This window comes from Actinomadura graeca (assembly GCF_019175365.1).
In the GTDB taxonomy this organism is placed as follows: domain Bacteria; phylum Actinomycetota; class Actinomycetes; order Streptosporangiales; family Streptosporangiaceae; genus Spirillospora; species Spirillospora graeca.
The window spans coordinates 3,160,948-3,178,783 of record NZ_CP059572.1; the positions used below are offsets into that span (position 1 = coordinate 3,160,948).

At 71.1% G+C, this 17,836-nt stretch carries 18 protein-coding genes; 9 read left to right on the forward strand and 9 right to left on the reverse strand.

Annotated features, from left to right (window positions below; all coding sequences use genetic code 11):
* Positions 1 to 46: 46 nt before the first annotated feature.
* Entirely contained in the window at positions 47 to 1,543 is a 1,497-nt protein-coding gene (locus AGRA3207_RS13905) for a serine/threonine protein kinase (protein WP_231335042.1), read from the forward strand.
* Positions 1,544 to 1,627: 84 nt separating this feature from the next.
* Positions 1,628 to 2,569, forward strand: coding sequence for a class A beta-lactamase (gene bla / locus AGRA3207_RS13910; protein ID WP_231335043.1), 942 nt, complete (start codon positions 1,628 to 1,630; stop codon positions 2,567 to 2,569).
* A 6-nt stretch (positions 2,570 to 2,575) separates the two neighbouring features.
* Here bla and AGRA3207_RS13915 read toward each other — a convergent pair whose 3' ends face one another.
* The 4 genes from AGRA3207_RS13915 to AGRA3207_RS13930 form a co-directional block, all read right to left on the reverse strand.
* A complete protein-coding gene (locus AGRA3207_RS13915; protein WP_231336287.1) occupies positions 2,576 to 3,418 on the reverse strand; it encodes a transporter substrate-binding domain-containing protein in 843 nt (280 codons plus the stop codon).
* Between the two features lie 17 nt (positions 3,419 to 3,435).
* Entirely contained in the window at positions 3,436 to 4,065 is a 630-nt protein-coding gene (locus tag AGRA3207_RS13920) for a hypothetical protein (protein WP_231335044.1), read from the reverse strand.
* A 535-nt stretch (positions 4,066 to 4,600) separates the two neighbouring features.
* Positions 4,601 to 5,617, reverse strand: a complete 1,017-nt coding sequence (locus AGRA3207_RS13925; RefSeq protein WP_231335045.1) for an SRPBCC family protein — start codon at positions 5,615 to 5,617, stop codon at positions 4,601 to 4,603.
* 49 nt (positions 5,618 to 5,666) lie between these two features.
* Positions 5,667 to 6,533, reverse strand: a complete 867-nt coding sequence (locus tag AGRA3207_RS13930) for an SRPBCC family protein (protein ID WP_231335046.1) — start codon at positions 6,531 to 6,533, stop codon at positions 5,667 to 5,669.
* A gap of 609 nt (positions 6,534 to 7,142) precedes the next feature.
* Here AGRA3207_RS13930 and AGRA3207_RS13935 point away from each other — a divergent pair.
* From AGRA3207_RS13935 to AGRA3207_RS13955, 5 genes are read left to right on the forward strand one after another with little or no spacing between them, the layout of a single operon-like run.
* A complete protein-coding gene (locus AGRA3207_RS13935; RefSeq protein ID WP_231335047.1) occupies positions 7,143 to 8,393 on the forward strand; it encodes an extracellular solute-binding protein in 1,251 nt (416 codons plus the stop codon).
* Positions 8,394 to 8,402: 9 nt separating this feature from the next.
* Positions 8,403 to 9,341 carry a carbohydrate ABC transporter permease gene (locus AGRA3207_RS13940; RefSeq protein WP_231335048.1) on the forward strand — a complete coding sequence of 313 codons (939 nt, stop codon included), beginning with the start codon at positions 8,403 to 8,405 and terminating at the stop codon, positions 9,339 to 9,341.
* Entirely contained in the window at positions 9,338 to 10,186 is an 849-nt protein-coding gene (locus AGRA3207_RS13945; protein ID WP_231335049.1) for a carbohydrate ABC transporter permease, read from the forward strand. The genes AGRA3207_RS13940 and AGRA3207_RS13945 overlap by 4 nt, the downstream gene beginning before the upstream one ends.
* The gene (locus AGRA3207_RS13950; protein ID WP_231335050.1) at positions 10,183 to 11,067 is read left to right on the forward strand and encodes an ROK family protein; all 885 of its coding nucleotides are present in this window, start codon (positions 10,183 to 10,185) and stop codon (positions 11,065 to 11,067) included. Before AGRA3207_RS13945 ends, AGRA3207_RS13950 begins: the two co-directional genes overlap by 4 nt.
* Before the next feature lie 28 nt (positions 11,068 to 11,095).
* Positions 11,096 to 11,845 carry an SCO6745 family protein gene (locus AGRA3207_RS13955; RefSeq protein ID WP_231335051.1) on the forward strand — a complete coding sequence of 250 codons (750 nt, stop codon included), beginning with the start codon at positions 11,096 to 11,098 and terminating at the stop codon, positions 11,843 to 11,845.
* On the opposite strand, the gene AGRA3207_RS13960 is transcribed toward AGRA3207_RS13955, so the two are convergent.
* The 3 genes from AGRA3207_RS13960 to AGRA3207_RS13970 all read right to left on the reverse strand — a co-directional run bounded on the left by AGRA3207_RS13960 (position 11,835) and on the right by AGRA3207_RS13970 (position 14,651).
* Entirely contained in the window at positions 11,835 to 12,755 is a 921-nt protein-coding gene (locus AGRA3207_RS13960; RefSeq protein WP_231335052.1) for an NADP-dependent oxidoreductase, read from the reverse strand. The two genes, AGRA3207_RS13955 and AGRA3207_RS13960, sit on opposite strands and share 11 nt — an antisense overlap.
* A 216-nt stretch (positions 12,756 to 12,971) precedes the next feature.
* Positions 12,972 to 13,652: a hypothetical protein gene (locus AGRA3207_RS13965; RefSeq protein ID WP_231335053.1), complete on the reverse strand. Its 681-nt coding sequence runs from the start codon at positions 13,650 to 13,652 to the stop codon at positions 12,972 to 12,974.
* Positions 13,653 to 13,787: 135 nt separating this feature from the next.
* Positions 13,788 to 14,651, reverse strand: coding sequence for an NmrA family NAD(P)-binding protein (locus tag AGRA3207_RS13970; protein WP_231335054.1), 864 nt, complete (start codon positions 14,649 to 14,651; stop codon positions 13,788 to 13,790).
* 183 nt (positions 14,652 to 14,834) lie between these two features.
* Here AGRA3207_RS13970 and AGRA3207_RS13975 point away from each other — a divergent pair, with 183 nt between their 5' ends.
* Positions 14,835 to 15,521 carry a TetR/AcrR family transcriptional regulator gene (locus AGRA3207_RS13975; RefSeq protein WP_231335055.1) on the forward strand — a complete coding sequence of 229 codons (687 nt, stop codon included), beginning with the start codon at positions 14,835 to 14,837 and terminating at the stop codon, positions 15,519 to 15,521.
* A 42-nt stretch (positions 15,522 to 15,563) separates the two neighbouring features.
* Here AGRA3207_RS13975 and AGRA3207_RS13980 read toward each other — a convergent pair whose 3' ends face one another.
* Both AGRA3207_RS13980 and AGRA3207_RS13985 read right to left on the reverse strand, forming a co-directional pair.
* Positions 15,564 to 16,715, reverse strand: a complete 1,152-nt coding sequence (locus AGRA3207_RS13980; protein WP_231335056.1) for a methyltransferase domain-containing protein — start codon at positions 16,713 to 16,715, stop codon at positions 15,564 to 15,566.
* Positions 16,712 to 16,858: a hypothetical protein gene (locus AGRA3207_RS13985; RefSeq protein WP_231335057.1), complete on the reverse strand. Its 147-nt coding sequence runs from the start codon at positions 16,856 to 16,858 to the stop codon at positions 16,712 to 16,714. Before AGRA3207_RS13985 ends, AGRA3207_RS13980 begins: the two co-directional genes overlap by 4 nt.
* 187 nt (positions 16,859 to 17,045) lie before the next feature.
* Here AGRA3207_RS13985 and AGRA3207_RS13990 point away from each other — a divergent pair, with 187 nt between their 5' ends.
* Entirely contained in the window at positions 17,046 to 17,774 is a 729-nt protein-coding gene (locus AGRA3207_RS13990) for a pentapeptide repeat-containing protein (protein WP_231335058.1), read from the forward strand.
* Positions 17,775 to 17,836: the final 62 nt, after the last annotated feature.

The window sequence follows — 17,836 nt, forward strand, 5'->3', positions numbered from 1 at the left end:
CGGTTCCCCGGCTAGGATCTCGCCTGAACCGGACATTGGAGGCGATGTGCCCAAGTGGAGGGCCCTGCAACCCAATGACTGGGAGACGGTGGGCCCGTACCGTCTCGAAGGCCGTCTCGGCGCGGGCGGTCAGGGAACGGTCTACGTCGGCAGCGCCGCGCCGGGGCCGCGGGTGGCGATCAAGTTACTGCACCCCCACCTCGTCGTGGACGAGCGGGCCCGCGCCCGTTTCCTCAGCGAGGTCGACATCGCCAAGAGGGTCGCTCCCTTCTGCACGGCGCAGGTGCTCGACAGCGGCATCGAGAACGAGCAGCCCTACATCGTCAGCGAGTTCGTGGACGGGCCGTCGCTCCAGGTGTCGGTCCAGGGCGGCGGGGCGCGCGGCGGCGCGGCGCTGGAGCGGCTGGCGCTCAACACCGCCACGGCGCTCGCCGCGATCCACCAGGCGGGCGTCGTCCACCGGGACTTCAAGCCGGGCAACGTCCTGCTCGGCCCGGACGGCCCGGTGGTGATCGACTTCGGGCTCGCGCGGGCGCTGGACGCCACCCTGTCGATCATCACGAGCCAGGCCGTCGGCAGCCCCGGCTACATGGCGCCCGAGCAGATCGCGGGCGACCAGGTCGGCCCGGCGGCCGACCTGTTCGCCTGGGGCGCGACGATGGTCTTCGCCGCCACCGGGAAGCGGGCGTTCTACGGCGAGTCGATCCCCGCGGTCATGCAGTCGATCCTGCACGAGGAGCCGAACCTGGACGCCCTGGACGGCCGTCTCGGCGGCATCGTCCGCGGCTGCCTGGCCAAGGACCCGGCGCTGCGCCCGACCGCCGCCGAGGTCGGGGAGCGACTGCGGGCGCTGACGGGCCCGGCGTGGCAGGTCGGGACGCCGCGGGCGACCGCACACGAGAGCGCGGAACACCCGACGGGGCCCGGCGGCCCAGAACAGCAGCCGACGGAACACGGCGGGCCGGGGCAGCCGACGGAACACGGCGGGCCAGAGGGCCCGGCGAAGGCCGACCACGGGCGCCGCCGTGCCGTGCTCGCCGTCCGCGCCGCGGGCGCCGCCCTCGCCCTGGCCACGCTCCTGGGTGCCGGGTACGCCGTCCTCGTCGCCGACCGGGGCGGGGACTCCTCCGCCTCGACCGACTTCTGGGGCCCGTCGCCCCGCGGCCCGGCCTCGCCGGGCCGGTCCGCGACCGCGAGGGCCGGTCCGCCCGCCAGGTCCCCGGCGGCGCCGTCGGCCGGCGCGGGCAAGCGGGACACGGGGAAGCGGGAGTCCCCGCGGCCGGCCGTGTCCCGGACGCCGACGCCCCAGGCGAGCAACGGGGAGCCGCGCTCCTCGGCCCCGAAGGTGCTCGGACGGGTGTCCTCCGACGACGTGCACCGCTACTGCCTCGCCCAGGGGTACTCCGAAAGCGGTGGCAGCGAGGGCAACTTCTGGTGCTACAAACCCGGCGGAATGCACGTGAACCTGGCGAACGTCTGCCGGTGGGCCTATCCGGGCCACCGCAACGTCAGTGCCGTCGGGACGACGTGCAAGACGTCCTGACCTCGCACGACCGGCTTTCTGATAGCGCCCCGCCCGCGATGTCACGAGTGGACATCGCGCGCGGGCCTCTGCTGTGCTCCTCCCATGCGCAGATCAGCTCGGCTCAGGACGCTCCTCGGCCCGGTCACGCTCGCGGCCTCCCTGGGGCTCGGCCTCTCCGGGTGCGGCTCCTCGCCCGCCCCGGCCGTCCCGCGGAGCGCGGCGTCCCACCTGACCGCGCAGGACTCCGTCGCCCTGAGACTGGGCGAGCTGGAGCGGTCGTACAAGGGACGCGTCGGGGCGTTCGCGCTCGACACCGGGAGCGGCCGGGCCGTCGCGTACCGGGCGGCCGAGCGGTTCCCGTTCACGTCCACGTTCAAGGCGATGGCCTGCGGCGCGATCCTGCGCAAGGCCCGCCGGTCCGACCCCGGGCTGCTCGACCGGCGCCTGCGCTGGACGAAGGACGACCTGCTCCCGAACTCCCCGGTCACCGGCGAGCACGTCGAGGACGGCCTCACCGTCGCCGAGCTGTGCCACGCGGCCGTCACCCGCAGCGACAACACCGCCGCGAACGTCCTCCTCGGGCAGATCGGCGGACCGGCGGGGCTGACCCGCTTCCTGCGCTCGCTCAACGACCCGGTGTCCAGGCTCGACCGGTACGAGACCGACCTCAACCTCTGGAGGCCCGGCCAGGAACGCGACACCACCACGCCCGCCACCGTGGGCCGTGACCTGGCGGCCCTCACCACCGGCCGGGCGCTGGCGCCGCCGGACCGGGCGCGGCTGGACGGCTGGCTGCGCGCCAGTACCACCGGCGGTGCGCGCATCCGCGCCGGTGTCCCCCGGGGCTGGGCCGTCGGCGACAAGACCGGCACGGGCTCGACCTACGGCACCGCCGCCGACATCGCCGTCGTCACACCCCCGCACCACGCGCCGCTGATCATCGCCATCTACACCAACCGGGATGACGCCCAGGGCCAAGCGGACGAATCCGTCATCGCGCGCACCACGTCCATCCTCGTCGACGGCCTGGGCCCGATCCGCTGACACCGCTCAGAGTTTGCAGGACAGCGAGGTGATGTCCGCTTCCTTGGGCTTGAATTGGCTCTCGAAGTCGCCCTTGCTGGTGTCGCCGCCCGGATACGCCTTGGCGGCCTGGGGAAGCTGGGTCTGGAAGACGCCCCGCCACTTCTCCCTCAGGAAGAGCCGGATCTTCTCGTTGAGCTTGAGGCAATCGTCGTGATGTCCGGCGAGGAATCCCACGCCGTAGTACTGGAGCTGGCCGAAAGTGCCGGGCAGCACCACCCGGTAGCGCCCCGGGTTGGCCTGGAGGAAGCCGTACAGGATGAGCGTGTCGTTGAACACCGCGTCCGCGTTGTGCTTGTCCATCTCGGCTGTGCACGCCGTGGTGGTCGGCTTCCGCGTCCCCATTCTCGCCCCGGGGATGTCGACCTCCGATCCGGTGGTGCTGCCCACCGTGCAGACGCTCTTGTTCCGCACGGATGCGAGGCCGGTGATGCGGTGGTCGCCGACGCGGACGAGCAGCGCCTGGTCGCTCACGATGTACGGCCCCGCGAAGTCGATCCCCATGTCGTTGCGCTCTTTGGTGATCGAGAAGCTCGACACGACCAGGTTCGCGGATCTGGCCTTCAGGAAACCTATCCGGTCGCGGGAGGTGAGGATCGTGGGGGCGTAGGGAAGGCCCAGGCTGTCGGCGAGGAACTTCATGAGATCGATGTCGAAACCGGAGAGGTTGGTCGTGCCCGCGGCGAACCCGGGGCCGTCGTTGGCCACCCCCACGGTCAGCCGGTCGCGCAATATCGTGTCCTTCTCCTCAGAGCCACGCGCGCAGCCCGCCGCTAAGAGAAGGACGAAGCAGAGCAGGATCCGCCGCATCACCGCCACCTTCCCTCCTAGTTCGCCAGCACCGCTCGTGTGACACGCAGGTCGATGAGGCAGTTCTTGTCGCGCTCGTTGGCCACCGTGATCTCCAGATGCACTTTCCTGAGCCCGGACGCCAGGGCGATCTCGGCGGGGGCGCCGGGGAGCACCCTGACCGCCGGGCGGCGGTTGCCCTCGGTCTCCGCGGTCACCGAAAGGGCGGTCGACGGGACGCAGGTCCCGATCGCCGCGTTGGAGTCGGCGATGTCGAACGTCAGCACGAGATGGCGGCGCCTGACCGTGATCGTTTCGAGGTCCAGGGTCGCGTGCCCGCCCGGCCTGATCTTCTCGCCGCCGCCGAGGCGCACGTCGGCCAGCACGTCGATGTTCCGGTTGGCCCGGTAGAGGGACCACCCGGCCCAGCCCGAAGAGACGGCCGCGTCGGCGGCCAGGAGGCCCACGACCAGGCCGGACTTGAACCGGGCCGACAGCTCCGGAAAGCCCGAGAACCTGCGGGGCTCGTAGATCGCGGCCCAGAGCGTGGCGATCGCGCTGAGGACGCCCGCCGCGATTCCCAGGGAGGCCGCGAACTGCGACGGGCCGCTCGTCCTCAGCGCCGCCAGCACGAAGAGGATGATCGCCCACCCCAGGGCGATCACCATGCCGGGTAACAGCCAGCGAGGTCGGGTTCGGCCGGCGACCATGGCGACAAGTCTGATCCAGTGCGCGCCGGACGTACAGCAGTTCTGAATTTCTCACCCTTTTAAGGGAATTATTCAGAAAATCGCCAATCAAGTTGAAAATCCCGATTGGGCGGGTCGGTGGCGCGCGACCGGAAGGACCGGGGGTTCGCGAGGGGCTCGGCGGGGGAGGTAGAACGGAGCCCGGCGTCGCCCGCCGGGCCCGCGTGATCGAGGGGGTCACGCGGGCCCGGCGGGCTCCCCCACCGCCGGAGAGCCGCCGGCCCCCGGCTGCTGCGCTCCTGGCGTCCGCGTAGGCGACGCCCGGCACGGACACCACGGTCACGGGTCATGCGCCCGTACGCACGCCCTTCGCCGGATGACGCCCTCGAATGACGTGCCGTGGAATGACGGGCGGGTTCACCTGGCCCGGGGTTGCCTCCCCCCGGCATCCCCGACGCCCGCCCGTCATTCCACGGCTGTCCTCACCGTGTCCCCCGCCGGGGACACGGGAGCCTTACCGGGCGGCCTCCTGCTGCTTGCCCGTCGCCTTGCTCTCCTTGTTCTCCTTCTCCTTGTCGGCGCGCTTCTCGTCGTCGAGCGCCTCCTCGTGCGTCTTGACGACCTCGCTGTCACGGATCTCGCCGCGCCAGCCCTCGATGTCGTCGGCGCGGGTGAGCGACTGCGTCATGACGTGGCGGCCGAAGTGCTTCAGCTCCAGCCGGACGCGGCGGCCCTGGGCGCGCCACAGGTTGCCCGTCCGCTCGAACAGGCCCTGCGGGTGGTATTCGAGGACGAGCAGGACGCGGGTCAGGTTCGGCGCGAGCTCGTGGAAGCTCACCGTGCCGTCGACGTGGCCCTTGGAGCCCTTGGAGCGCCAGACGATGTGGTCGTCCGGGACCTGCTCGATGATCGTGGACTCCCACGTCCGGCTGGACCAGAAGATCTTCGCCTTCCAGTTCAGCTTGCCCTCCTCGGGCTGGTCGACGCTGACGACCTTCTTCATGAAGGACGGGTAGTCCTGGAACTGCGTCCACTGGTCGTAGACGAGGCGGCGCGGGGCCCCGATGTCGGTGTGCTCGACGATGTTGGTGACCTTGACCTTCTTGCCACCGCCGCCCTTGCCGCCCTTGCCGTCGCCGCCGCCCTTGAGCGCCTTGCCGACCGTGTCGGTCAGGCCGCCGACCAGGCCCTTCTTCTCCTTGTCGTCCTTGCCGTCCTGCCCGCCCTTGCCCTTGGAGCCGTTCGCTGCCTTCGCGGCGGCGTTCTTGGCCGTGGAGTTCTTGGACGGCGTGCCCTTGTCCTCGGACTCCTCCGGCGACGCGCCGTTGGCCCGGCGGCTGATCGCCCGGCCCGCCGCGACGGCCGCGCCGGCGCCGAGCAGGACGCCGCCCGCCGTGCCCGCGGTGCGCCCGGCGGGCAGGTTCTTGGTGAGCCGGCCGAGGTCCGGCGTGCGGCTCTTACGGCGGCCTACGGGCAGCCGTTTCGCGATCTTGCCGACGGGCAGCACGCCCGTCCGGTTACCGCGCTTCATGTTCATTACCTCCGCTGGTTTCTCTGGGGTTCTCCGGATGGGCCGCCCCTTACGGGGACGTGACGACCTCGCCGTCCCGGATCTCGCCGCGCCAGCCCCGGACGTCCTCGGGCCGCGTCAGCGAGCGGGTCATCACGTGACGGCGGAAGTGCTTGAGTTCGAGCCGGACCCGCCGCCCCTGGGCCCGCCACAGGTTTCCGGTCTTCTCGAACAGCCCGCGCGGGCGGTATTCGAGGACGAGCAGCACGCGCGTCAGGTTCGGCGCGAGCTCGTGGAAGCTGACCGTCCCGTCCACCCGCCCCTTGCGGGCCTTGGACCGCCACACGATGTGCCGGTCGGGCAGCTGCTCGACGATGCTCGACTGCCAGGTCCGGCTGGACAGGAAGATCTTCGCCTTCCAGTTCAGCTTCTCGTCGGACGCCTGGTCGACGCTGACGACCTTCTTCATGAAGGACGGATAGTCCTGGAACCGCGTCCACTGGTCGTAGACGAGCCGCCGCGGGGCCCCGATGTCGATCTGCTCCACGATGGTGGTGAGCTTGCCCGGGCGCCCGCGCCCGAAGAGGCGGGCGAGCGTCTCCTTGAGCGCCGCCCATCCCGCGCTGAGCAGCGCGCGGGCCGGGGACCTGCCCTCGCTGAGGGCACGCGCGCCCGCCAGGGCCGCCTTCGCCAGGGGACCGGCGTGCTCGGCCTCGGCGGCCAGCCGGCGCACCGTCCGCTCCAGCCGCCGCTCGACGCGGGCGATGATCCTCCCTGTCAGCCGACGCCCGGCCCGCCGGGTGGCGTGCGCGGCCGCGTAGCCGCCCGCCCCGGCCGCCGCGCCCGCGACGGCGCCCGCCACCGTGCCCTTCGCGGCGGTGCGCCTCGCCGCGGCGCGCCGTATCCGGCGCGCCGCCCCGCCCCTCCGCACGTTCATGCCTTCTTCACCTCGTCGCCCGCCGTCCGCGGGTGCTCTGTTCGCCTGCGATCGTCCCGCTCCGTGCGCCCGGCTGGCGCACGGCACCCGGGTTACCCGTACAAAGAAGGGCAAAACAGCCGCCAGGCCAGGGGCGGGACCCGGCGGCGCCGGATGAGGGCGCCGAGACCGTCCCACGCCGCCGTGAGGGCGTGCTCGGACGCCGCGCACGAATGCGCTCAGAGCGAACATCTCGACACTCCTGACATGCCGACCAGACCACCCCAGCGTGGACACCGGACCAGAACGCCGCAGTTCCAGCGGCCGGTCACAGTTAAGACTCTTGCGTAATAGAACTCTTGAACTGGTACGGACCAGCTTTTATCTTCAGGGCCAACGCGCGTTTGTGCTCAGTCGGCATTCGCATCGCGCACAAATCGTCATGCGCGAGAGGGGAGCTCCCGGGCGGACCCGAGACCGCCCGGAAACCGGACCCGGAGAACTCGGCCGGCCGGACGGCCCGGGGTGGGCAGAACCCCGGTCCGCCCGCGGGCCGGCGAAGCCATGCGCACAAGTCGGAAACGGACGCGCCGCGCGTCCGGGAAATGCAAGCCGGAGAAGGCGGGACAGATGAAACGGCACCTCACGGTCGCCATCGCCACGGGCCTGACCGTGGCGCTCGGCGTCAGCGGTTGCGGGAAGGGCAGTTCGTCGGACGACGGCGGCTCCGACGGCAAGAGCATCAAGTTCGTCGCGGCGATCTACGACGACAACACCAAGCCCTACTGGGACGCGCTCATCAAGGACTTCGAGGCCAAGAACTCCGGCTACAAGGTGCAGCTGGAGATGGTCGACTGGACCCAGATGGACGCCAAGGTGAAGACCTACATCCAGACGAAACAGGCGCCCGACGTCCTCAACTACAACGCCTTCTCCGACTTCGCGCGGGACGGCCTGATCTACAAGGCGTCCGAGGTCGTCTCACCGTCCACGCTGGGCGACTTCACGCCGACATTCGTCGAGCAGGCCAAGTACAACGGCGAGCAGTACGGCCTCCCCTTCATCTCCAGCGCCCGTCTCCTCTTCTACAACAAGACCCTGTTCAAAAAGGCCGGTATCGCCGAGGCGCCGAAGACCTGGGCCGAGGTCAGGACGGACGCCGAAAAGGTCAAGAAGGCCGGCGCCACCGGATACGGGCTGCCGCTCGGCCCCGAAGAGTCACAGGCGGAGTTCTACTCCTGGGCGATGAACAACGGCGGCGGCTGGGTCGACGCCTCCGGCAAGTGGGCCATCAACCAGCCCGCCAACGTCGACACCCTGACGTTCCTCAAGGGGCTCACCCAGGCCAAGCTCACCCAGCCGAACCCCGAGACCACCGACCGCAAGACGGTGTTCAACCAGTTCGCGCAGGGCAAGGTCGGCATGGCGATCGGCGGCCCGTTCACCAAGGCCGGGTTCATCGACCCCGTCAACAAGGGCCTGGACTTCGGCGTCGCGCCGCTGCCGAGCAAGAGCGGCTCGGAGCACAACACGCTCGGCGTCATGGACGTCCTCGCCGCGTTCAAGAAGAGCGACGGCAAGAACAAGGAGGCCATCAAGAAGTTCCTCGACTTCTTCTACCAGAAGGAGAACACCTCCCGGTTCCTCAGCAAGGAGGGCTTCCTCCCGGTGACGAGGTCGGCCGGTGACGCGCTCAGCTCCGACCCGTACATGAAGCAGTTCGTGGACGCACTGCCCACCTCCAAGTTCGCCCCGACCAGCAACCCGGCGTGGTCGGCGGTCGCGGGCGCGGTCAAGCAGGACCTCGGCACCTCGGTGGCGGGCAAGGACCCGAAGAAGGTCCTGGACGACATCCAGAAGACGGCCGAGAAGAGCGGCTGAGTGCAGGACGTGAAGCTTAGGGAGCGGGACGCCGGCGCCGCGGCGCGGGCGCCCCGCCCCTCCGCGCTCCGGCGGGCCGGGCGGGCGCTGACCCCGCTGCTGTGGCTCGGCCCGTCCCTCGCCCTGATCACCGTCGTCGTGCTGTGGCCCGTCTTCGAGATGGCCCGCACGTCCCTGCTGAAGATCAGCTCGTCGGGGGTCACGCTCGGCGGCAACGGCACCGCCAACTACACCGACCTGTTCGACGAGGACGACCTCGTCCCCGTCGTGCTGCGGACGCTCGGCTGGGTCGCGGGGGTCGTCGTCACCACGATGGTGCTGTCCCTCGCGATCGGGCAGCTGCTGAACGCCCGGTTCCCGGGACGGCGCGTCGTCCGCTGGACCGTGATCGTCCCGTGGGCCGCGTCCGTGCTGATGACGTCGCTGATCTGGAAGTGGATGCTGGACAACTACTCCGGCCTGGTCAACCGGGTGCTGCTCGACCTGCACCTGATCGACGAGCCGGTGAACTGGCTGGCCCATCCCTGGCAGGCGATGCTGTGGATGATGTGGGTCGCGGTGTTCGTGTCGCTGCCGTTCGCGTCGTTCGTGATCCTCGCCGGGCTCCAGACGATCCCCGGCGAGCTGTACGAGGCCGCCCGCGTCGACGGCGCCGGGCCGCTGCGCATGTACCTCGGCATCACGCTGCCGCTGCTGCGCCCCGCGCTGCTCATCGCCTCCATCATCAACGTGATCAACGTCTTCAACAGCTTCCCGATCATCTGGGCGATGACCGGGGGCGGCCCCGGGCACGCCACCGACACCACCACCACCTTCATGTACAAGCTCGCGTTCTACGACCAGAACGTCGGCGAGTCCGCCGCGATGGCCGTGGTCAACTTCGTCCTCATCCTCGTCATGGTGCTGCTGTACCTGAAGGCCGCGCGCTGGCGGGAGGAGGTCCGTTGAGCGCCGCCGGCGGGACCCGCCGCCCGGCCAGGATCCGTACCGTCCTGCTGACGGCGACGGGCTGGCTCGTCGCGGTCGCCTTCCTCCTGCCGTACGCGCAGATGGCGCTGACCGCGCTCAAGCCCGAGAAGGAGCTGACCAAGTCCCCCGGTTCCTACCTGCCCGATCACTGGGCCTGGTCGAACTTCGTGGACGTGTGGTCGGCGGCGCCCGTGTGGACGTACCTGCGGGTCTCCCTCGTCGTCGCCGCGGCTGCGACCGTCGTCACGCTCGCCTGCGCGATGCCCGCCGCGTACTACACCGCCCGCAACCGCTTCCGCGGCCGCGGCGCGTTCCTCCTGCTCGTCCTCGTCACCCAGATGTTCGCGCCGACCGCCCTGGTCATCGGCATCTACCGGGAGATGGTCGCGCTCGACCTGACCGACACCCTCATCTCCCTCATCCTGGTGAACGCCGCGTTCAACCTGCCGTTCTGCGTCTGGATCCTGCACGGCTACTTCTCCAGCATCCCCAAGGAGCTGGAGGAGGCCGCGTTCCTGGACGGCGCCGGGCGCATCGGCGCGCTCACCCGCGTCACCCTGCCGATCTCCATGCCGGGCGTGGTCACCGCGATCGTCTACACGTTCATCGCGGCGTGGAACGAGTACATCGTGGCCCTCACGGTCACCGCGTCCCCCGACCGCCGCCCGCTGACCGTCGCCATCCCGTCCTTCGTCACCCAGTACCAGGCGCACTGGCAGTACCTGTTCGCCGCGTCCCTGATCGCGATCGTGCCCGTCGTCATCCTGTTCGTGTTCATCGAGCGCTACCTGATCGGCGGCCTGACGGCGGGCTCGGTCAAGTGACGCTGATCGGCCTGGACGTGGGCGGCACGTCGATGAAGGCGGAACTCACCACCGGGGACGGGATCCTGGCGACCGAGACATGCCCGACCGACCGCGGGGACCCGGTCGGCGGCATCCTCGGGTTCGCCGCCCGGCTCGCCGCGCGCGCGGAGGAGCTCACCGGCTCCCCCGCCGCCGCGGCCGGCATCGTCCTGCCCGGCATCGTGGACGAGCCCGCCGGCACCGCCGTCCACTCCGCCAACCTCGGCTGGCGGGACGTCCCGATGCGGCGCCTGGCCGCCGAACGGCTCGGCATCCCCGTCGCGATCGGCCACGACGTCCGCACCGGCGGCCTGGCCGAGGCCGAGCTCGGCGCGGGCCGCGGCGCGGGCGACTTCCTCTTCGTCGCCATCGGCACCGGCATCGCCGCGGCCCTCATCCTGAACGGCGCGCCCTATCCGGGGACGTCCGGCTGGAGCGGCGAGGCCGGTCACATCGTCGTCCGCCCGGGCGGCGAGCCCTGCGCCTGCGGGAACCGGGGCTGCCTGGAGACCTACGCGTCCGCCGCGTCGATCACCCGCCGGCACGGCGCGGACGTCCCCGCCGAGGAGGTCATCGCCCTCGCCGCCGCGGGCGCCCCCCGCGCCGCCGTGGTCTGGAACGAGGCACTGGACTGCCTGGCCGACGGCCTCGCCGCCGCCACCCTGTTCCTCGACCCCGGCCTGATCGTCGTCGGCGGCGGCCTCGCCCAGGCCGGGCCCGCCCTCCTGGACCCGCTGTCCACCCGCCTGGCCGCGCGCCTCACCTTCCGTCCCGCGCCGCGCCTCGTCCCGTCGGAGCTGGACGACCGGGCCGCCGTCAAGGGCGCGACGATCCTCGCCGCCCGCCTCGCCGGAACATAGAATGCTGTTCTAAAACGAGGAGGGGACGATGCGGGAGATCGCGACGGAGACGGCGGTGCCGATCGCACGGCTGGGGGGATCGTTCATGCTCTCCCGGGAGGCGAAGGCGTTCTCGGACGGGACGGGCCTGCAGGGCTGGGCCCCCTACTTCCGCGGCCGGTTCGGCGTCCTGGGCGACGTCGACGCCGACGTCGTCGCCGCCGCGGCGGGCTTCTTCCCCGCCGGCACCGCGCGGCGGGCGTGGGACGCGGGCGCCGGCCTCCCCGCCGCGGACGCCGCCGCCCGGTACGCCGCCGCGGCCCACGACTTCGGCCGCCGCAAGCTCGCCGCCTTCACCGAGCCCGCGCGGCTCGCCGACCTGCTCCAGATCGTCGCCGACGGCGCCGACGTCACCGGCGCGCCGCTCTTCGCGGGCTGGCGGGCGATGGGCGTCCCCGAGGACGACCGGGCCCGGGTGCTGCACCTCGCCCACGTCATCCGCGAACTCCGCGGCGGCCTGCACGTCGTCGCCGTCCTGGCCAGCGGCCTGACGCCCCTGGAGGCCGTCCTGAGCGGCACCTCGCCGTTCCTCCCCCACGGCGAGCCGAACGCCGAATGGTTCGGCTGGCCCCGCCCCTATCCCGAGATCACCGACGACACGCGCCGCCGCCGCGCCGCCGCGGAACGCCTCACCGACGAGCTGATGGCCCCGGCCTTCGCGCGCCTCCGCGACACCGAGGCCGCCGAGCTGACCGTCCTGCTGAAAGAGGCCGACCGGATCGTCTCCGCTAAGGGGTGATGACGAGCTTGCCGCGCGTGTGGCCGCCGCGGCTGGCCTCGAACGCGGCGCCGACCTCGTCCAAGGGGAACGTCGCCGCCACGTCGACCTTGAGCGCGCCCCGTTCCGCCAGGTCGGCGAGAAGGGCGAGCTTCGCGCCGTCCGGCCGGACCCAGATCCAGTGCCCGCCGTGCTCCTCCACCTCGGGGTCGGCCACCGACACGTGACGTCCGCCCGCCCGCAGCACCGCGAGCGTCGTCTCCAGCTGCCCGCCGGCGAAGTCCGCGACGGCGGACACACCGTCCGGCGCCAGCTCCCGGACCCGCGCGGCCAGCCCGTCCCCGTAGACGACCGGCTCGGCGCCGAGATCCCGCAGGTGGTCGTGGTTGACCTCGGACGCCGTCCCGATGACGCGCGCACCCCGGCTCCGGGCGATCTGCACCGCGAGGCCGCCCACACCACCGGACGCCGCGTGCACCAGCAGCACGTCGTCCCGGCCGACGTCCAGCCGGTCCAGGCACCGCTGCGCCGTCATCCCCGCGAGCGGAAGCCCGCCCGCCTCCGCCCAGCCGAGCGCGACGGGCTTGAGCGCGACATGCGCCGCCGGGACGGCCACGTACTGCGCGAACGTCCCGTCCTTCAGGACGTCCTTGCGCGCGTACGCCATGACCTCGTCGCCCGGCGCGAACTCCGGCGCGTCCGGCCCCCGCCCGCGCACGACGCCCGCGACGTCCCAGCCGGGGATGACGGGGAACACCGCGTCCATCAGGGCGTCCAGCCCGCCGGCCATGGCCTTCCAGTCCACCGGATTGACCCCGGCGGCCCGCACCTCGACCAGCACGCAGCCCGGCCCGGCCTTGGGCTCGGGAACCTCGCCGACCACGAGACGCGAGTCGTCGGCGGTATAGGAGTCATAGGTCACGGCGCGCATAAGCCGATTCCCCCCGATGTCGGAAGCGCGGCACACCCTCACCCTGCCACCCCGCCGCCCGGCTAAACCCCCGCGCCGCCATCAGGACCACCGACAGGTCACCCACCCGACATGCGAAATCGCAGTCCGCCGCCTCGATTATCGCCGGACGGCACTATCCCTTCGCTTTTCACGAAGGCGATCACGGACGGTCCAGCGACGCCGCGGAACTTCTGATCAATGACGAGAGGGATCAGGCGGGGGCGGAGGGTCGGGCATGGGAATGGGGGGCGGCTTCTCCTGGAAGACGCCGCGGGCGATCTCCGGGGCATCCGCGACCGGCCTCATGGCCACGCCGCCGACCTCCGGGAGGACCCGTCCCTCGACGGGCCTCATGGAGATCCCGCCGACGTCCGGACGCGATTCCACGGGCCTCGTCTGCGCTCCACCGGCAGTGCCCGCACCTTGATAGTGGTGGATGGGCAGCAATCCCTTGGCGGAGTCGGCCGCCGCAGGCCGTCCCGCCTGATCCGGCGGAACGGCCTCGCTCTGCGGTGCGGCGCCCTGAGGTGCGGTGCCCTGGAGTGCGGCGGCGCCGAGCGCACGCCCGGCGGCGTATCCCCCGGCCACTCCCGCCACGGTTTCCGCGACCACCTCGACGGCGGGAGGCACGTTGACGCCGCGCTCGCGGAGCTCCTCGACACCGGCGTCGACCGCGTGGGTCGCCTTCTGCGCGGCCGCCGCCTTGAGCACCTGCTGGGCGTCCGGTCTCTGGATCAGCCATCGGGCGCCGCTCCAGGCCGTCCGGAAGGCGAACCTGAGAATCAGATATGCGGGATCACTCATGATCGCCCCTCGCTGCCGCATCGCGCAGACCACACCGATGAAGCAGCATATCTTGAATTCCTCGATATCCATTGCCACCATCCGGGAAACCGGCATTCCCGCTGGCCACAAAGCCGCTCGGCAAGTCGTGTGCCATTCGGCGTCAAATCACGATCTTCGGGACGGACGATATCGGCGGAGGCATCACTCCCCCCGCGTCCGGCCAGTTCACGGGGAGCGCAGCATGGCCTCAACGACCTCTTCGACGGTCTTCGCGGGGCGGCCGATAGTGGCTTCGAGCTTGGAGTCGGTGACATCGAACTCGCCCTTGCGCGATGCCGCGAACATCGTCAGGGAGAACTCCGCGGCCGGGCGCGGCATCCCACCGGCGACCGCCGCGGATATCCACTCCTCGTCGTCCATGACGACCCGGGTGATGGTCCTGCCGGTGAGGCGGCCGAGGATCTCGGCGACGTCGGCGAAGTCGAGTGTCCGGGGCGCCGTCAGCGGCGGCGTGATCCCGTCGAGCGCACCGTCCTCTGCCAGCGCCAAGGCCGCGGCCTCCGCCAGGTCCTCGTGGGCCGTCCACGACACCGGGCCGTCCTCCGGCACGGCGAGCGTGCCGGTCTCCGGGGCCGCGCCGATGTAGTAGCCCAAGGTGGAGGCGTAGAACCCGTTGCGAAGGGCGGTGTAGGGAATTCCCTGCCGTTCGAGGTGCTCCTCGGTGGCCGCGTGGACCTTCTGCGGCGGGAAGAGCGAGAGGGGCGACGCGGCCTGGTGGCTGGTGTACAGGATGCGCTGGGCGCCCGCTTCCCGTGCCGCGTCGATCGCGGCGATGTTGGCGGTCAGCGCCCCGCCGCCGCGAATGCCCGCGGAGACGACCAGGACGCGCTCGGCGTCCTCGAAGGCGTGCTTCAAGGTGCCGGGTTCGGTGAAGTCCCCCGCCCGGACCCGGACGCCGCGCTCGGCGAGCCCGGCGGCCTTGCCCAGGTCGCGCACGCTGACGGCGATCCTGTCGGCGGGCACCCACTCCAGCAGGCGGTCGACGATCAGCGACCCGAGACGTCCGGTGGCCCCCGTGACGATCAGCATCGATGGCTCCCTCCGACGATGTTTCCAGCGGAACACAAGGAACGATATCACTGATACTTCCATCGGACCCACGGATTCTCAGCACCATCGCACAGCCACATCCATCACCGCAGGTCAAAGCCACAAGTCCAGCGGTATCACCGATAACATCGCATGTCGCATGCAGCCGATACCATCGTTCTCGTGACATCGAACGCCCAGCGGCGGGACATCACCCGGGACCGCATCATGAAGGCCGCGGCCGACCTGCTGCGCGACCACGGGCCGGCCGCGGTGACCACGCGCCGCGTCGCCCAGGAGGCCGGGCTCCAGCCTCCCGCCATCTACCGCTTCTTCCAGGACAAGGACGACCTGCTGGACGCCGTGGCGGAGCACGTCTTCACCGAGCATGTGGAGCGTAAGCAGACCACCGCGCCGACGGACGATCCTGTGGAAGACCTCCGCGCCGGATGGAACACCCAGATCGGCTTCGGCCTGGCCAACCCCCACGTCTTCGGCCTGCTGCTCGGCCCGGCCCGCGCCCGCACGACCCCGGCACAGGCCAAGGGCGTGCTGATCCTCGCCGAGCGTGTGCGCAGGATCGCCGCCGCCGGACGGCTCCGGGTGAGCGAGGAACGCGCCGTCAACCTCATCCACTCGGCGGGGATCGGGACCGTCCACACCTTGCTGACGCTGCCCCCGGGCCGGTCCGACCCACACCTGTCCGACGCCGCCTTCGACGCGGTCGCCCGCGCCATCCTCACGGACGAGCCCGCCGTCCCCACCAAGGACCCGGCGGCCGTGGTCGCGGCATTCCGGAGCCTCCTCCCCGAACTGCCGACCCTCAGCAAAGCCGAAGCCGCACTCCTCGACGAGTGGCTCCAACGCTGACCCGGCCTCGGCCGGCTGGATGACCGACCAAGGAACTCGCCCCTAGGTGCTCCGCTCCGTTGCCGGTGTGATGATGTGCGAGGGATCGTCCCGCCAGATCACCTGATGACCGTCGGGGCCCACGGTCATGCCGAAGCGGGAACGCTCTGGCCGTCCCCACCCCACCCAGCGAAGATAGGCGTCGGCGACCTCGTCCCAAAGGCGGCGGGGTCCTGCCTGGAGGACACGGTGCTCGGCTCCGTCGGTCCGCTGCACACGGGCCCAGGAGGTGCCGCCGGTGTCGGCCAACAGCAACTCGAACCGCTCGGCTTCGCGACGCGGCACGGCCATGACGTCCGGGAGCATCCCGGCGATGGCGGCGTCGGAACCGTCATCGGTCACCTGCCGGGGGTCGAGGCGGGTCCCCGTCTCGGCCGCGCCCGCCGTGTCCTCGGGCACCTGGAAGCCGCCTCGCTGGGAGCGGAGCATCATGTAGTGCGCGGCGCCGCAGAGGGGGCCGATAGCCCGACCGTCCGCGGTGACGGACAGCAGAACCTTGTGGCCCTCGCCGAACTCGGGCTGCCAGGGTGCGGCGATCCTGCCGCCGGGGCGCGTCTGCTCGACCCAGGCATAGGGGAACTGCGTGACCGCACAAGTGACGTGCACGCCGTCGAACGCTCCGCCCCCCGGTACGCCTTCCGCGCCGTCACCGGTGATGACGAGGGCGTCCGCCCCGGCAGCCGCCAGTCTCCGCCGGGCGTCGGACACGATCGCCGGGTCGATCTCCATCGTGGTGACGTCGGCCCCGAGCGCCGTCAGCAGAGCGGCCGTCCAGCCGGTGCCCGTCCCTATCTCCAGGACACGCTCGCCGGGGCGGACGTCGAGCAGTTCCAGGAACGCCACCACCGCGCCGGGAGCCGACAAGGAGGACGTCGCCTCGGCGGAACCGGCGGCGGGATCCGCGGCACCGTCGGCGGCCTGAGTGACGATGGAGGCATCGCTGTAGACGGCGTCCCACCAGCCCGACTCGTCGGCGGCACGGTCGATGGCGCGGCGCGGACCCGGCCCATCAGGTGCACACCACCCGCGTTCGGGCGCGAACCAGTGCCGGGGAACGGCATGTAACGCCGCAACGATCCGCGGATCTCCCAACCGCCCCTGCGCCCGCAGATCGCCGACAAGCGCCTCGATCCTCGCGGCCGCCTCCGAGATCATTTGCCCTTTTCCTTGCCCTTCTCATCCTTCTCCGGCGGCGGAACCGGCTTGTCCGGACGGTGAGCATCGCCCTCGGTCTTGTCCTCGCCGAGGAATACATCGCCGTGACAAATAGTGTCCGCCAGATCACGGATAGACGCCACTGAAGTCGGCCAAGTCGAGCCTGCTGCGGGACGGCATCCTCGGCCGCATCTCCAGGATCGTCCGGGTGACGTCCCGGCCGCGCGGCCGGGACCGGCCTTCACGTCCCAGCGGTTACCGCGCAAGCGGCAAAGGCGCGCCTCTACGGTCGGGCCATGCAGGCATACGCAGAACGGCAGGCGACGTCCGGTGGATGAGATCGCGTCCGGCATCCACCCGGGCCACGTCCACCCCCATGCGGACCTGGCATACACGGACCTGGCACGCGCGGACTTGTCCGAAGCGCGCCTCACCGGAGCACGCCTGACCGGCGCGGACCTGACCGACGCGCGCCTGACCCGAGCGCATCTGGCCTACGCGAACCTGGCAGGTGCGAAACTCACCGGCGCACAGCTGATCGAGGCGAACCTGACGGGCACGGAGCTGACCAGCGCGCACCTGATCCACGCGGACTTGACGGGCGCGGACCTGACCGGCGCCGAGCTGGCTCGCGCCGACCTGACCAACGCGCGCCTGGGCACCGTGGCGCCCCCCGGCCAGCCGCTGAACAACGCATGCCTGAACGGCGCGAACCTGTTCGCCGCGGGCCTGGGCAAAGCGGACCTGACCGGCGTGAACCTGATACACGCAGACCTGACTCGTGCACGCCTCCCCGGCACGCGCCTGGCCGGCGCGGACCTGACCGCCGCCGACCTTTCCGGCGCCAATCTGATCAACGCCAACCTGACCGACGCGAACCTGACCGAAGTGAACGTGAACAGGGTCTTGTGGTCAGAGCCGGGGACGAGGTGGCCAGCGGTCTGGGCTGAGGTGATGCGAGAGATCTCGGAACGTGTCGGTCCTGACACGTGGTTGGTGGGCGGCCGCGAGGGCGGTCCCGAACCTCATATCTTGCCTGGGGCAGCAGACGGTTCGTGAGAACCAACCGCACTCGGGTGCCGATGTCACACACAGTCGCCGGGGGGTATCCGTGGGCACGC